Genomic DNA, 14510 nt, shown 5'->3' with positions numbered 1-14510 from the left:
CGTGAGTCTGATGCCGTGGTGGAACGGAAGGGACGGCATGTACGGCTGGATCTGGCGGCATCTGCCGGGCAACGCGTGGGTGAAGGCGCTGATCTCACTCCTGCTGGTCCTGGTCGTGGTCTATGTCCTGTTCCAGTACGTCTTCCCGTGGGCCGAACCGCTGCTGCCCTTCAACGATGTGACGGTGGACAACCAGTGAGTGCGCGGATTCTCGTCGTCGACAACTACGACAGCTTCGTCTTCAACCTGGTGCAGTACCTGTACCAGCTGGGTGCCGAGTGCGAGGTGCTGCGCAACGACGAGGTGTCGACGGCGCATGCCCAGGACGGTTTCGACGGTGTGCTGCTGTCGCCGGGTCCGGGGACGCCGGAGGAGGCGGGCGTCTGCATCGAGATGGTGCGGCACTGTGCGGCGACCGGTGTCCCGGTGTTCGGTGTCTGCCTGGGGATGCAGTCGATGCAGGTGGCGTACGGCGGTGTGGTGGACCGTGCGCCCGAGTTGCTGCACGGCAAGACCTCGCTGGTCGAGCACGAGGGCAGGGGCGTCTTCGCCGGGCTGCCCTCGCCGTTCACGGCGACGCGCTACCACTCGCTGGCCGCGGAGCCGGAGACGGTGCCGGGCGAGCTGGAGGTGACCGCGCGGACGCACGACGGGATCATCATGGGGCTCAGGCACCGTGAACTCCCGGTCGAGGGCGTGCAGTTCCACCCGGAGTCGGTCCTGACGGAGCACGGTCACCGGATGCTGGCCAATTGGCTGGTGGAGTGCGGCGACCAGGGTGCCGTGGCGAGGTCGGCGGGGCTCGCCCCGGTGGTGGGCAGGGCCACGGCGTGACCGCGCTGCGCCCCGAGCGTGAGTCCGCCTCCTCGTACGGGCAGGAGCCGTACGAGGGGTACGCCTCGTTTGGGGGGTACGAGGCGTCGGGTTCGTTCGAGGCGTCGGGTTCGTTCGAGGCTTCCGGTGGATTCGAGACCTCCGGTGCCTTCGATGAGTGGAACGGCGAGGCGGCGGGGCAGCAGGGGCGGCACGGGGGGTATGCGGCGCCTGTGGAGGAGCCGTACGTAGCGCCGCTGGTGGAGGAGCCGGAGCCGTATCTGCCGGCCGTGGACGAGGAGACGGTGGCCCTGCGGATACCGGAGCCGCCGTCGGGCGGTTCCATATCGCCCTCTGGCGCCCCAACAGCCACGCCTGCCACTGGAACCACTCCGGGCGGCCGAGCGGCCCGGAGGAAGGCCGCCAAGGGCCGTCATGGGCGTCATGGGGGCGCTCGTACGACTTCGGAGGCGGCGGAAGACGCCGAGGAGGTGTCGGCCGACGCTTCCAAGGCTCCGCTTTCGCGGGTGGAGGCACGCCGGCAGGCCCGTGCACGCAAGCCGAGTCCGGGTGTCGTCGCGAGCCGGGCGATCGGTGAGGTGTTCATCACCACCGGCGTGCTGATGCTGCTGTTCGTCACCTACCAGTTGTGGTGGACGAACGTGCGGGCGCATGAGGCGGCGGACAAGGAGACCAGCACCCTGCAGAACGACTGGGCGAGCGGCAAGCGTGCGCCGGGCGAGTTCGAGCCGGGCCAGGGTTTCGCGATCCTCCACATTCCCGAGCTGGACGTGGTCGTGCCGATCGCCCAGGGCGTCAGCAACAAGCAGGTGCTGGACAAGGGCATGGTCGGCCACTACAGCGAGGGCAGGCTGAAGACGGCGATGCCCGACGCGAAGACCGGCAACTTCGCGCTCGCGGGTCACCGCAATACGCACGGCGAGCCTTTCCGGTACATCAACAAGCTGAAGAAGGGCGACGAGGTCGTCGTCGAGACGCAGGACGAGTACTTCGTCTACAAGGTGACGTCGACGCTGCCGGTGACGTCACCGAGCAATACGAGCGTGATCAGCCCCGTGCCGCCGCAGTCGGGTTTCACCAAGCCCGGCCGGTACATCACGCTGACGACCTGTACTCCGGAGTTCACCAGCAAGTACCGGTTGATCGTCTGGGGCAAGATGGTCGAGGAACGGCCGCGCAGCAAGGGCAAGCCGGATGCGCTCGTCGAGTAGGGGCAGATGAACGTGGCAGCGACCACCGACGACACTCAAGAGGACACGGACGCGCCCGCGGCGCCACCGGCCCGCCGCCGCGGCACGGGCCGTATCGCGGCGGTGGTGAGCGTCTTCGGTGAACTCCTCATCACGGCGGGCCTGGTGCTGGGCCTGTTCGTCCTCTACTCGCTCTGGTGGACGAACGTCATAGCCGACCGGGCGGCGGACAAGCAGGGCGAGAAGGTCCGCGACACGTGGGCCCACGAGGGCCGGTCCACGGGTCCCGGCGCGCTGGACACCAAGAACGGCATCGGCTTCCTGCATGTTCCCGCCATGAAGAACGGCGAGGTCCTGGTCGAGAAGGGCACGTCGACGGAGGTCCTCAACGAGGGCGTGGCCGGCTACTACACGGACCCGGTCAAGGCGACGCTGCCGACCAGTGGCAAGAAGGGCAACTTCACGCTGGCCGCGCACCGGGACGGTCACGGCGCGAAGTTCCACAACATCGACAAGCTGAAGGTCGGCGACCCGATCGTCTTCGAGACCCGGGACAAGTGGTACATCTACAAGGTCTACGACATCCTCGACGAGACCTCGAAGTACAACGTCAAGGTCATCTCGCAGATCCCGAAGGAGTCGGGGAAGAAGAAGGCGGGCCACTACATCACGCTGACGACCTGCACGCCGGTGTACACCAGCCGGTACCGGTATGTGGTGTGGGGGGAGCTGGTGCGGGTGGACAAGGTGGACAGCAAGAGGACGCCGCCGGAGGAACTGCGGTGACTGCGTTACTTGCAGCAACTCAGTCCCACTAGCATGGTCGAGGCCCGAAGCCGCAACTATCTCTTGCGGCTTCGGGCCTCTTTGCGTCAGGCCATGCCTACTCCAGGATCTTCAACGGCTCACCGGCGGCCCACTCCTCCAGCATCCCGCGGTGTACGGCGATGACCCCGGTCTCGGCGGCGAGCTGTAGGGCGTCCGGAGTGAAGGGGCATGTCGCTACGAACAGCGCCACTTCCGCGCTGTGGAGAACCTTCGCCGACCCGATGAACTTCTGGATGTCGGAGCTGGTGATCTTGAGGTAGGGCGCGAACCTCTTGCATTGAGCGACGAGGCGACGGCCGTCGGCGGTGCGCCCGATGATGTCGACACCTCGGTCTCCATGACCGCCCACTACGACGATGTCGGTGCATCCGTCGCGCCTCAGCAATTTGGCCATGTGGCCTTCAAACGTGCGGCCGTTCATGGCGTCCATGGCGGCCATGACTCCGATGCTCGGCCGGTCGTCGCGAACTCCCTCGAGCCTCTTCAGTCGTTGGTGGTGCTGGTGGAGCCGCTGTTCGATGCGCTGGACTCCGGCCCGCAGCGCGATCAGCTCCTTGCGGTGCTCGCCCGAGGTCTCGATCAGGGCGTTGAACATCGGTACGACCGTCTTGCCGAGGATGTGGGTGATGCGTTGGTCGATGCGGTCGTCGAGGGAAACGGCGTCTGGGGCGGCGGGCGCTTCGACAGGTTGCGTACGTGCCAGGTACTCCATGTCGAGGAGGTACGCGCGGACCTGGCGGGCGACGTCACTGTCGCGGAGGAGCATGGCGATGTTGAGGACGGCGCGGCGTGAGTAGAGAGTGAGGCTTGATCGAGGCTGTGGATAATTTCCCGGACAGCGTGACAAGACGTCACGCTTAAATTCTGCGAGGTCGGGGCCCTTGAGCGTCACCATTCCGTTGACCGACAGCTCCTCGTGATGCCGTGCTTTGAGCTGCCGGATTGCCTCGACGGACACGCCGAAGTACGCCGCGACCGTCGCCGTAGTCACATGCATCCCGTCCGGCAGCAGCGACAGCGCCTTGACTCTGTCGAGTACGTCCGTGCGCTCCAGCACGCTGTCCCGCAGAGACTTCGATTCCAGCAGCGCCGATTCGTTGATCACGTTCTGCCCTTCCGTTTGTGGGGTGGCCGTGCGGACGGGGCAGAATTTTCGATATTCCGTCCCACCCGATCAACGAGTCGTCCCATATGAAGACACGATCGATGGGCGTACTGATGTGCGTCGATGTCGTTGAGGCATTTAAGAAGGGATGCCCGGCCACCGTTCACGGTGGTGGCCGGGGATCCCTTCGTGGTGAGAGGCGTCAGTCCTTCATGCGGGACGAGGTTCCGGTGCCGCTGCCAAAGACGTTGGTGCCGCCTGTTGCTCGTGCCGTTGTGGCGGTCTTCCCGATTCAACCGAGGGGCCGCCATCAGGCTTTCACCTCGTGCACGTTCAGGAGCAGCACGTACAGCGGCGGAAACAACGAGTGCGTCGAAGTGGCGGACGACCCTGCCCTCATAGTCCCCATACGTGACAGCAAGCGCCCGGCCGGTCCAGCGCGCGCCTTCAGTCACGAGGCTTGGAACGCCTTCATCGGCCACCTCCGGTGAACGGTCGTCGACCGTATAAGGGATCGACGATGTGAGGTGGTTCAGATGTATGACTCTCTGCGCGATGCGACCAGATTTTTTCCTGGCTGCTTGAGAATGTGCAGCAAAGTGGCGCTCTAAGCCGTCGTGGTGTGATTCACCCTGGGTCTGCACTGCAGATAAAGGATCATGGCCGACGAAAGCACTCTTCCCTGCGGCCTGTTCCCGGGATCTTTTGCATCTGCGGAGGCTGGCCGGTCCAGCCATCACACCCATGCCTACATGGGGTTGGCCTGTGGATGACGACACAACTCAAACACTCGCCGACCTCGACCTGATGAAGCCCGTCGGGCGAACTGTCAACTGGTACGCGTCCGCAGCGCGCCTACCGGTGGAGCGGGGTCTGGCCCAAAGCCCAGGCAGTACAGGAATTTAGCAGGTTGTCGCCGTCAAAACGGGCGACCTGAGCAGCGACATTAATGAAGCCATTACTGTCCTTGGCGGAAGTGTTCCACTCTTTAGAAGACCCCTTCCCGTCATAGTCGGCGTGCCATGGCCAGTACGTGTAGTTCTTATTCGCATCCTTGGTGATGAGCCTGATTCGCACGTGGTGTCCGTCGGCGAGTGAGTCGTATAGGTCCAGTGCGACGACGATATACGTGGCTTTATGGCTGAAGCCGGGGACTGTTACGGTGCCATTAGCCCCGGTAGTGCTGCAGCTGGGCTGGAGGGTGTCAGCTTCCGCTGAGGCGGGAAGGGTGACCGCGAGAGTCAATGCTGCCGCAGCCACGCCAACGCCCTTGCATATTTTCCGCATCGTATCCTCCCAGGTTGCTAAGTTTGACATGACCATATCATCTTGACGGTTGGCTCTCAAGTTTGGAGTTCTTTCAAAGAGGCGCTGATTATGCGAAGAGGGTGGCGCCTGCAACGCCTGAGGCTCTTTCGCCGTTGGGGGGGCGAAGCCGTGAAGGGTAAATGTAGGGGTGCCGCTGTTCCCTGTCCTGACGCGCTCAGCGTCTGAGCGCCTTGGCTGAATTAGAAATGATGATCACTGTCATCCGTGATGACGACTACCATTGCAAGCTGCCGCCGTACCTGCGCCCACAAAAAAGTTGCCGATTCTGGGTCGCGCATTTTCAAGCTGATACCTATGACGGAGCTCTTGTGCCCTGTTTTCAAAGGGCACAAGAGCTCCGTCATGCCAGGCTGCTGTATTAGTTATCCGTACGGTGGGGTCAGCCGGTCGTACCGCCGAAGAAGTTGGTGCCGCCGTCGTTCCCGCCGTTGTTGCCGTTGCCGCCGAGGGTCTGCAGGTTGACCGGTGTGCCCTGGTTGACCGTGCTGCCCGGGGTCGGGTCCGAGTTGATCACGATGGCGTTGTCGTCCTGGGAGCCGTTGATGTTGCCGACCTGGAGGCCCGCCTGCTTCAGGGCGTTCTTGACGTCCTTCAGCTTCTGGCCCTGGATGTTCGGCACCTGGACCTGGTTGTTCTGCTTCTGGCCGATGCTGATCTGCACGGCGGTGTTCTTCTTGACCTGGGTGCCGATACCCGGGTTGGTCGAGATGACCTTGTTGACCTGGTTGTCGTCGTTGGTGGGCGTGTTGACGCAGTTGCCGGTGAGGCCGACGGCCTGCAGGGCGGACTTGGCGTCGTCGCAGCTCTGACCGGCGACATTGGGCACAGCGACGGTCTCGGGTGCCTTGGCGATGGTGAGGGTGATGGTGGAGCCCTTCTCCACTTCCTTGCCGAGCGTCGGGTCCTGGTCCAGGACTGTGTTGGCAGGTTGCGAGGACTCCTGTGTCTTCGTCTTGACGACGAACTTGTATTTGTCGTCCCCCAGGATCTGATTGGCCTCGTCGAGGGTCTTGCCGATGACATTCGGCACGGCCACCTTCGGAGCGCCCGTCGACACCACCAGGTTGACCGCCTCGCCCTTCTTGAGGCTGGTGCCCTTGCCCGGGTCCTGCGAGCAGACATTGCCCTTGCTCTGGTCCTCGCAGGGCTGTTTCTTGACCGTGCCGACCTTCAGGCCGATGTTGTTCAGCTGGTTCCCGGCGTCGCTCTGGCTCAGGCCGACGAGGTTGGGTACGTCCACCTTGTCGTTGCCGACGCCCCCGTTCCCGCTGAACGCGTACTTGCCGATCAGGATCGCGCCCACCAGGACGAGGATGCCCGCCACGACCAGCAGGATCGTGGAGGTGTTGGACTTCTTCTGGCGGCGGCGGGAGCGGTCGTCGTAGCCGTAGCCGCCGTCGTCCGGGTTCATCGGGGGCAGCATCGACGTGGCGCCGGCGTCCGTGGCGCGCAGGGCCGTGGTGGGCTGGTCGTCGGGGTAGCCGCCGTAGCCGACGGAGCCCATGGCCGCCGTGGCCGCGACGGGCTGGCCGTCGAGGCAGGCCTCGATGTCGGCGCGCATCTCGTCGGCGGACTGGTAGCGGTAGTTCGGGTCCTTGACCAGGGCCCTGAGGACGATGGCGTCCATTTCGGGCGTGATCTCGGGGTCGAATACGGAGGGCGGCTGGGCTTCCTCGCGTACGTGCTGGTATGCGACGGCGACCGGGGAGTCGCCGACGAAGGGCGGGCGTACCGTCAGGAGCTCGTAGAGGAGGCAGCCGGTCGAGTACAGGTCGGAGCGGGCGTCGACCTGCTCGCCCTTGGCCTGCTCCGGTGAGAGGTACTGCGCGGTGCCGATGACGGCGGCCGTCTGCGTCATGGTCATGCCGGAATCGCCCATGGCGCGGGCGATGCCGAAGTCCATGACCTTGACCTGGCCGTTGCGCGTGAGCATGACGTTGGCCGGCTTGATGTCGCGGTGGACGATGCCGCTGCGGTGGGCGTACTCCAGGCCCTGGAGGATGCCGATGGTCATTTCCATCGCGCGTTCGGGCAGGAGCTTGCGGCCGGAGTGGAGGAGTTCGCGGAGCGTGGAGCCGTCCACGTACTCCATCACGATGTACGGGATCGAGACCCCGTCGATGTAGTCCTCGCCCGTGTCGTAGACCGCGACGATCGCGGGATGGTTGAGCGAGGCGGCCGACTGGGCCTCCCGGCGGAACCGGGCCTGGAAGGAAGGGTCGCGTGCGAGGTCCGCGCGCAGTGTCTTCACCGCCACCTGGCGCCCGAGGCGGGTGTCATGCGCGAGGTAGACCTCCGCCATGCCACCACGACCGAGCACCTGGCCCAGTTCGTACCGGCCGCCGAGGCGACGCGGCTCTTCCATAGCTCCTACCAGCCCTCTCCGTCGGTCCCGACTCACACGTGTGTGCGGTCGGAGGCTGCCGTCCGGGCCTACCGTACCCGGCTAGCTTTGTGTGACCTGGCTAAGTGCGTCACCCGATACAGGACCGGTATCGCAACGTGCACCGATGTGAAGGGGACGTGAGCGGGGTCACTTCTTGGAGTTGATGACCGCCTCCATCACGCTCTTCGCGATCGGGGCGGCGAGGCCGCCGCCGGAGATGTCGTCACGGTTGGCGTTCTCGTCCTCGATGACCACGGCCACGGCGACCGGCGAGCTGCCGTCGGGGAGCTTGGCGTAGGAGATGAACCAGGCGTACGGGTTCGCGCTGTTCTCGACGCCGTGCTGGGCGGTGCCGGTCTTGCCGCCGACGGTGACACCGCCGCCGATCTGGGCCTTCTGGCCGGTGCCGTCCTTGACGACCGTCTCCATCATCGACTGCAGGATCTGCGCGTTCTTCGCCGACAGGGGCTGGCTGAGCTCCTGCGGGTCGGTCTGCGCGATGGTGTCGAGGTTGGACGACTGCAGCTTGTCGACCATGTACGGCTTCATCAGCTTGCCGTTGTTGGCGACCGCGGAGGCGACCATGGCCATCTGCAGCGGGGTGGCCGCAGTGTTGAACTGGCCGATCGAGGACAGCGCGGTCTGCGAGGAGTTCATGTTGTCGGAGAAGACCGAGGCGCTGGAGCGGACCGGCGTGAACTGCTCGGAGTCGAAGCCGAACTTCTTCGCCTCGGCGAGCATCTTGGCGTTGCCGAGGTCGGCGCCGATCTTGCCGAACACCGTGTTGCAGGACACCTTCAGGGCGACCCGCATCGTGGCGTTCTTGCAGGGGATGTTGCCCTCGTTCTTCAACTCGGTCGTCGTGCCCTTCATGATGTACGGCAGCGGCGAGTCGGTGGCCTGGTCGGCGGAGTTGTACAGGCCGTTCTCCAGCGCGGCCGCGGCCGTGACCACCTTGAAGGTGGAGCCCGGCGGGTAGGTCTCGCGCAGCGCCCGGTTGAGCATCGGGTCCGAGGGGTTGTTCTTCTTCTGGAGCGCGGTCCAGTTCTTGGAGTCCGTCGACGTGGAGTTCCCGGCGAACGACGAAGGGTCGTACGACGGGTAGGACGCCAGCGCCAGGATCTTCCCGGTGGACGGGTCGAGCGCGACGGCCGCGCCCTTGCCGCCCTGGGACTTCAGCCCGTTGTAGGCGGCCTTCTGCGCGGCGGCGTTGAGGGTGGTGACGACGTTGCCGCCCGCCTTCTGCTTGCCCGTGATCATGTCGAGGGTGTTGCGGAAGAAGAGCCGGTCGTCGGTGCCGGTGAGGATGCCGTCGTCGATGGACTCCAGCTGGCTGGCACCGAAGGCCTGCGAGGCGTACCCGGTGACGGGCGACCACATCGCTCCGTCCTTGTAGGTGCGTTTGTACTCGAGGTCGTTGAGCCCGCTCTTGCTGGTCTTGGCGGAGCCGGTGATCGGGTCGCCGTCGACGATGATGTCGCCGCGCGGGGTGGAGTAGCGGGCGATGGTGACGCGACGGTTCTTCGGGTCGGTCCTGAGGCTGTCGGCCTTGACGTACTGGAGCCAGTTGTCGCGGACGAGCAGTGCGAGGACCAGGAGGCCGCAGAAGATCGCGATCCGGCGCAGGGGCTTGTTCATGACGGGCGGACCACCTGGGTCATCTCGGCGTCGGGGTTGCCGGCGGGCGCGGGCGCCGGGCGGCGGGCGGTGTCGCTGATGCGGATGAGGATGCCGATCAGCGCCCAGTTGGCGATGACGGAGGAACCGCCGTACGCCACGAACGGCATCGTCATACCGGTCAGCGGGATCAGGCCCATGACGCCGCCGGCGACGACGAACACCTGGAGCGCGAAGGCACCGGACAGGCCGATGGCGAGCAGCTTGCCGAACGGGTCGCGGGCGGCGAGCGCGGTGCGCACGCCGCGCTCCACGATCAGGCCGTAGAGCAGCAGGAACGCCATGATGCCGGCCAGGCCCAGCTCCTCGCCGAAGGTGGCGAGGATGAAATCGGAGTTGGCGGCGAACCGGATCAGGTCGGAGTGGCCCTGGCCGAGGCCGGTGCCGAGGGTGCCGCCGGAGCCGAACGCCCACAGCGCCTGCATCGACTGCTCGGAGTGGCCGCCCACGCCCTGCTGGCTGAGCGTGTATTCCTTCATGGGGTCGAGCCAGGCCTGGACGCGCATCTTCACGTGCGGTTCGATGCTCGCCACGCCGACGGCACCGGCCGCGGACATCAGCAGACCGAAGACGATCCAGCTGGTCCGCTCGGTGGCGACGTACAGCATGATGACGAACATTCCGAAGAACAGCAGTGACGTACCGAGGTCGGTCTCGAAGACCAGGATGAGGATCGACATCGCCCAGACGGCGAGGATCGGGCCGAGGTCGCGGCCGCGCGGCAGGTACAGGCCCATGACGCGGCGGCTGGCGAGCGCGAGGGCGTCCCTCTTCACCATCAGGTAGCCGGCGAAGAAGATCGCCAGCACGATCTTCGCGAACTCACCGGGCTGGATGGAGAATCCGGCGACCGAGATCCAGATCTTGGCGCCGTAGATGTTGGCGCCCAGGCCCGGGACCAGCGGGAGCAGCAGCAGGACCAGCGCACCGACCATGGAGATGTAGGTGTAGCGCTGCAGGACGCGGTGGTCCTTGAGGAAGATCAGCACCACGATGAACAGCCCGATGCCCATTGCCGTGTACAGCAGCTGGCGGGGCGCCGCACTGCCGGCCTGCTTGATGGACTGCAGCAGCTTGGACTGGTCGAGGCGCCAGATGACGACGAGCCCGAGTCCGTTGAGCAGCGTGGCCAGGGGCAGCAGCAGCGGGTCGGCGTACGGGGCGAATTTCCGTACGGCGAGGTGGCCGACGCCCGCGAGCAGGCCGAGTCCGAGGCCGTAGCTCAGCAGCCCGGCCGGCACCTTGTCGTTGATGGCGAGGCCCACGTTGGCGTAGGCGAAGACCGGGATGACGACGGCGAACAGCAGGAGCGCGAGCTCGGTGTTGCGCCGGCTCGGTGCGCCGATCGCGCCGATCGTGGACGTATGGTGCGTCGGTGTGTTGGTAGTACTGCTCATCGTGTGACAGGGCCTCTCACGGCTTGCCTACTGCTTACCGCACAGCGAGACGACCTTCTGCTCATCCTCCGAGAGAGTGGGGCCGGGGCTGGGTGTGGGTGCGGTCGCTGATGTGGACGGGGTCGGTGAGGTCGAGGGGCTCGGTGATGCCTTGGACGTGAGGGAGGTCTTGCTGGTTCCCGTGGTGCCGCCCGCCTGGCCCGTGCCGGTCTTCGAGTTGTTCTTGCTCTCGGCCGCCTGACGCTCGGACTCCTTCTTGCATGCGGAGGCCTGCACGGAAAGCTCGTTGATCTTCGACTGGGCGCCGGTCAGGCTGCCTTCGGCGATCGTGGACTTGACCTGCTTCTGCTGGTACGGAGGCAGGTACTTGAGTTCGATCTCGGGGTGGTCCTTCTCCACCTTGGAGAGGGAGACCCACGCCAGGTCCTGGCTGATGCCCCGGTACAGCGCGACGTGCTCGTCCTTGGTGCCGACGTAGTACTGGGTCTGGGTCCAGCGCCAGCCGCCGTAGAGTCCGCCGCCGACGACGGCGAGGGCGAGCACGATGTAGAAGGATCTCTTCGCCCACTTGCGGCCCGCGCGGGGTTTGACGAAGTCGTCGTCGGTGTAGTCGCCGAAGCTGCCCGCGGGGATGTAGCCGGTGGTGTCGCCGGAGCCGGGCGGGCCGAACTCGCCGCCCCCGCCGTGTCCGTGGCCCTGGCGGCCGAGGCCGGAGGCGCGACCGGCCGGGGTCTCCATGAAGCCGGGGTCGTGCAGGTGGTTCTGGTTCTCGGCGACCGCGCCGACCACGACCGGGGTGTCGGAGAGCTGCCCGGCGAGGGTGTCACCGGTGTCCAGGTCCAGTACGTCGGCGACGATGACGGTGATGTTGTCGGGGCCGCCGCCGCGCAGCGCGAGCTGGATCAGCTCCTGCACGGTCTCCTGCGGGCCCTGGTAGCTGGCGAGGGTGTCCTCGAGCGTCTGGTGGGAGACGACGCCGGACAGGCCGTCGGAGCAGATCAGGTAGCGGTCGCCGGCGCGGACCTCACGGATGGACAGGTCCGGCTCGACGTGCTCGCCGCTGCCCAACGCCCGCATCAGCAGGGAGCGTTGGGGGTGGGTGGTGGCCTCTTCCTCGGTGATGCGGCCCTCGTCGACGAGGCGCTGTACCCAGGTGTGGTCCTGGGTGATCTGGGTGAGGACGCCGTCGCGCAGCAGATAGGCGCGGGAGTCGCCGACGTGGACGAGGCCGAGGCGCTGGCCGGTCCACAGCAGGGCGGTGAGCGTGGTGCCCATGCCCTCGAGCTGGGGGTCCTCCTCGACCATGGAGCGCAGCTGGTCGTTGGCGCGCTGTACGGCGGTGCCGAGGGAGGTGAGGATGTCGGAGCCCGGCACGTCGTCGTCGAGGGCGACGATGGTGGAGATGGCCTCGGAGGAGGCGACCTCGCCGGCGGCGGCGCCGCCCATGCCGTCGGCGATCGCGAGCAGGCGCGGACCGGCGTATCCGGAGTCCTCGTTGCCCTCGCGGATCATGCCTTTGTGCGATCCGGCGGCAAAGCGCAGTGACAGACTCATGCGCACCTCGCCCGTCGGCTCCGGGTACATCCGCACGGTGCCCACCCTCCGGTCGGGAGCGCGCCGGTGCCCGTGGTGGGGGCCGCCGCTGCGTGCTCGCTCCGCTCGCGCTCATTCATGACGTAGCACTACTTCCGCAGTTCGATGACTGTCTTGCCGATGCGGATCGGCGCGCCCAGCGGAATCGGCGTGGGGGTCGTCAGCCGGCTCCGGTCGAGGTATGTGCCGTTGGTGGAGCCCAGGTCCTCGACGATCCACTGGCCGTCGCGGTCCGGGTAGATCCTGGCATGGCGGCTGGAGGCGTAGTCGTCGTCCAGCACGATCGTGCTGTCGTGCGCCCGGCCCAGGGTGATGGTCTGGCCCTGGAGCGCGACGGTCGTGCCGGTGAGGGTGCCCTCGGAGACGACGAGCTTGGTGGGGGCGTTGCGGCGCTGGCGGCCGCCGCCGGCCTGCTGACGCTGGGGCGGGGGCGCGGCCTGCTGTCGGGCGGCCTGCTGGGGCCGTGCGGCCTCGCGCCTGGAGCCGCGCTGGGTGACGCGCGTACCGAACAGGTCGCTGCGGATGACCTGCACGGCCACGATCACGAACAGCCACAGTACGGCCAGGAAACCCAGCCGCATGACCGTGAGGGTCAGCTCTGACATTGCCCCCGCTTCACCCTTCGGCTTGCCGGTAAATGATGGTGGTGCTGCCCACGACGATCCGCGAGCCGTCGCGGAGCGTAGCGCGGGTGGTGTGCTGCCCGTCCACCACGATGCCGTTGGTGGACCCGAGATCCTGGATCGTCGAGGGCGTTCCGGTCCGGATCTCGCAGTGCCGGCGGGATACACCGGGGTCGTCGATCCGCACGTCGGCTTCGGTGCTGCGGCCCAGCACCAGCGTCGGGCGGGAGATCTGATGGCGGGTGCCGTTGATCTCGATCCAGTGGCGGGTGCGTGAGCCGGGCTGCGGTGCGCCGACCGGGCCGCCCGCGCCGGGACGCTGGCCGTAGGGCGCTGCGCCGGGCCGCGCGCCGGGCGGCGGCGCGGCGGGCATCGGAGGGGCGCCCGCGGGTGCGGCGGCCGGCGGGTAGCCGTACCCACCGCCGGGGCGGCCCGCGGTCCCGGCCGGCGGAGCGGCGGATCCGGGAGCCTGCTGGCTGCTGGAGGAGGCGAGCGTACGGCTGCGCACCCGGTACAGGCCGGTGTCGAGGTCGTCCGCCTTCTCCAGGTGGACCTTGATGGGTCCCATGAACGTGTAGCGCTGCTGCTTGGCGTAGTCGCGCACCATGCCGGCGAGCTCGTCGCCGAGCTGGCCGGAGTAGGGGCTGAGCCGCTCGAAGTCCGGCGTGCTCAGTTCCACGATGAAGTCGTTGGGGACGACCGTGCGGTCGCGGTTCCAGATGGTCGCGTTGTTGTCGCACTCACGCTGGAGCGCTCCGGCGATCTCCACGGGCTGGACCTCGGACTTGAACACCTTGGCAAAGGTGCCGTTGACCAGACCTTCGAGACGCTGCTCGAACTTCTTCAGGACTCCCATGAGGCACCTCCTCCGATGTCGCTTCCGTCCAGTGTCCCGGCTGGCGGGCGCTGCCTTGCCTGGTACTGCTTACTGATCGTATCCACGCGCGGGTGAATCAGCTGGTTCCCCCTGTCGGCCCGGTCGACGGGTGTCGACGCTGGACGAAGTTCCCTCCGGAGGTTCCCTCCGAAGCTGCCCTTCGAACTACTCCCACGCTCTCCTTCTGCCCAGGATCGTAGAGGCGGCCGCAGACCAGTGTCCCGCACCTGGCTGTGGACCCTGCCCGGCTCCAGGGGAGACGGGCAGGACCGGTACGAGGTTGATACGTGAACCGGTACGTGTTGATACGGAGCGGAGGGCTTCGCGGGCGGGTCGTCGGTGTGCCGGTGGTTCACGGTCACGTGGCGGGACGAACACGGGGCGGCCGGTCGACGGCCGGACGGCACGTCCGCGCTGGTGGGCGGCTGCCCAGGGATAAGGGATGTGAACCCACCCCGGCCAGCGTGCTAATGTTCTGCGTGTCGGAAGGCGCCAGCCCAAAGGGCCGGAGCCGGAGGACACACCCAATGCGCGGGTGGCGGAATAGGCAGACGCGCTGGATTCAGGTTCCAGTGCCCGCAAGGGCGTGGGGGTTCAACTCCCCCCTCGCGCACCAGCCAAAAGCCCCAGGTCTTTGACCTGGGGCTTTTGCGTTGTTCCAGGCGGTGTGA

The 14510-nt window shown here is 66.6% G+C and carries 13 protein-coding genes and 1 tRNA gene; 6 read left to right on the top strand and 8 right to left on the bottom strand.

From position 1 onward, the window contains the following. The first annotated feature begins 10 nt into the window (after window positions 1-10). Genes ABD355_RS26455 through ABD355_RS26440 form a run of 4 tightly spaced genes read left to right on the top strand, consistent with a single transcriptional unit; the run spans window position 11 to window position 2810 of the window. Window positions 11-199 (top strand): hypothetical protein, encoded by a 189-nt coding sequence (locus ABD355_RS26455; protein ID WP_344403466.1) that lies wholly within the window; start codon window positions 11-13, stop codon window positions 197-199. Next, window positions 196-834, top strand: a complete 639-nt coding sequence (locus ABD355_RS26450; protein WP_344403164.1) for an aminodeoxychorismate/anthranilate synthase component II — start codon at window positions 196-198, stop codon at window positions 832-834. Before ABD355_RS26455 ends, ABD355_RS26450 begins: the two co-directional genes overlap by 4 nt. Further along, window positions 831-2045, top strand: coding sequence for a class E sortase (locus tag ABD355_RS26445; RefSeq protein ID WP_344403163.1), 1215 nt, complete (start codon window positions 831-833; stop codon window positions 2043-2045). The genes ABD355_RS26450 and ABD355_RS26445 overlap by 4 nt, the downstream gene beginning before the upstream one ends. 6 nt (window positions 2046-2051) lie before the next feature. Beyond that, a complete protein-coding gene (locus tag ABD355_RS26440) occupies window positions 2052-2810 on the top strand; it encodes a class E sortase (protein WP_344403162.1) in 759 nt (252 codons plus the stop codon). A gap of 97 nt (window positions 2811-2907) precedes the next feature. On the opposite strand, the gene ABD355_RS26435 is transcribed toward ABD355_RS26440, so the two are convergent. Continuing rightward, window positions 2908-3909 carry a restriction endonuclease gene (locus ABD355_RS26435; protein ID WP_344403161.1) on the bottom strand — a complete coding sequence of 334 codons (1002 nt, stop codon included), beginning with the start codon at window positions 3907-3909 and terminating at the stop codon, window positions 2908-2910. Between the two features lie 134 nt (window positions 3910-4043). Here ABD355_RS26435 and ABD355_RS26430 point away from each other — a divergent pair, with 134 nt between their 5' ends. After that, a complete protein-coding gene (locus ABD355_RS26430) occupies window positions 4044-4448 on the top strand; it encodes a DUF397 domain-containing protein (RefSeq protein WP_344403159.1) in 405 nt (134 codons plus the stop codon). A 364-nt stretch (window positions 4449-4812) separates the two neighbouring features. Here ABD355_RS26430 and ABD355_RS26425 read toward each other — a convergent pair whose 3' ends face one another. The 7 genes from ABD355_RS26425 to ABD355_RS26395 all read right to left on the bottom strand — a co-directional run bounded on the left by ABD355_RS26425 (window position 4813) and on the right by ABD355_RS26395 (window position 13818). Beyond that, complete coding sequence (locus ABD355_RS26425; protein ID WP_344403158.1) at window positions 4813-5274, bottom strand: hypothetical protein; 462 nt, start codon at window positions 5272-5274, stop codon at window positions 4813-4815. Between the two features lie 391 nt (window positions 5275-5665). Continuing rightward, a complete protein-coding gene (gene pknB, locus ABD355_RS26420; protein WP_344403157.1) occupies window positions 5666-7651 on the bottom strand; it encodes a Stk1 family PASTA domain-containing Ser/Thr kinase in 1986 nt (661 codons plus the stop codon). A gap of 168 nt (window positions 7652-7819) precedes the next feature. Beyond that, window positions 7820-9310, bottom strand: a complete 1491-nt coding sequence (locus ABD355_RS26415; protein WP_344403155.1) for a penicillin-binding transpeptidase domain-containing protein — start codon at window positions 9308-9310, stop codon at window positions 7820-7822. Next, a complete protein-coding gene (locus ABD355_RS26410; RefSeq protein WP_344403154.1) occupies window positions 9307-10746 on the bottom strand; it encodes an FtsW/RodA/SpoVE family cell cycle protein in 1440 nt (479 codons plus the stop codon). Before ABD355_RS26410 ends, ABD355_RS26415 begins: the two co-directional genes overlap by 4 nt. 27 nt (window positions 10747-10773) lie before the next feature. Further along, on the bottom strand, window positions 10774-12330 hold the full coding sequence (locus tag ABD355_RS26405; protein ID WP_344403465.1) for a Stp1/IreP family PP2C-type Ser/Thr phosphatase: 1557 nt from the start codon (window positions 12328-12330) through the stop codon (window positions 10774-10776). A 98-nt stretch (window positions 12331-12428) separates the two neighbouring features. Next, a complete protein-coding gene (locus ABD355_RS26400; RefSeq protein WP_266957641.1) occupies window positions 12429-12944 on the bottom strand; it encodes an FHA domain-containing protein FhaB/FipA in 516 nt (171 codons plus the stop codon). A gap of 10 nt (window positions 12945-12954) precedes the next feature. Further along, on the bottom strand, window positions 12955-13818 hold the full coding sequence (locus ABD355_RS26395) for an FHA domain-containing protein (protein WP_344403152.1): 864 nt from the start codon (window positions 13816-13818) through the stop codon (window positions 12955-12957). Window positions 13819-14368: 550 nt separating this feature from the next. Between ABD355_RS26395 and ABD355_RS26390 the strand changes: the two genes are divergently transcribed. Then, window positions 14369-14455: transfer RNA gene (locus tag ABD355_RS26390), tRNA-Leu, on the top strand. The last annotated feature ends 55 nt before the right edge of the window (window positions 14456-14510 follow it).

The sequence above is a fragment of the Streptomyces longisporus genome (assembly GCF_039532765.1).
Taxonomy (GTDB): Bacteria; Actinomycetota; Actinomycetes; order Streptomycetales; family Streptomycetaceae; genus Streptomyces; species Streptomyces longisporus.
Note: the sequence above shows the minus strand (reverse complement) of the source record. Positions and strands in the feature narration are given on the sequence as shown.

Excerpts from the sequence above, each read along its gene's own strand:
- ABD355_RS26455 (WP_344403466.1), top strand. The coding sequence starts at position 11 with ATGCCGTGGTGGAACGGAAGGGACGGCATGTACGGCTGGATCTGGCGG.
- ABD355_RS26440 (WP_344403162.1), top strand. The coding sequence starts at position 2,052 with ATGAACGTGGCAGCGACCACCGACGACACTCAAGAGGACACGGACGCG.
- ABD355_RS26430 (WP_344403159.1), top strand. The coding sequence starts at position 4,044 with ATGAAGACACGATCGATGGGCGTACTGATGTGCGTCGATGTCGTTGAG.
- ABD355_RS26425 (WP_344403158.1), bottom strand. The coding sequence starts at position 5,274 with ATGTCAAACTTAGCAACCTGGGAGGATACGATGCGGAAAATATGCAAG.
- pknB (WP_344403157.1), bottom strand. The coding sequence starts at position 7,651 with ATGGAAGAGCCGCGTCGCCTCGGCGGCCGGTACGAACTGGGCCAGGTG.
- ABD355_RS26415 (WP_344403155.1), bottom strand. The coding sequence starts at position 9,310 with ATGAACAAGCCCCTGCGCCGGATCGCGATCTTCTGCGGCCTCCTGGTC.
- ABD355_RS26410 (WP_344403154.1), bottom strand. The coding sequence starts at position 10,746 with ATGAGCAGTACTACCAACACACCGACGCACCATACGTCCACGATCGGC.
- ABD355_RS26405 (WP_344403465.1), bottom strand. The coding sequence starts at position 12,330 with ATGTACCCGGAGCCGACGGGCGAGGTGCGCATGAGTCTGTCACTGCGC.
- ABD355_RS26400 (WP_266957641.1), bottom strand. The coding sequence starts at position 12,944 with ATGTCAGAGCTGACCCTCACGGTCATGCGGCTGGGTTTCCTGGCCGTA.
- ABD355_RS26395 (WP_344403152.1), bottom strand. The coding sequence starts at position 13,818 with ATGGGAGTCCTGAAGAAGTTCGAGCAGCGTCTCGAAGGTCTGGTCAAC.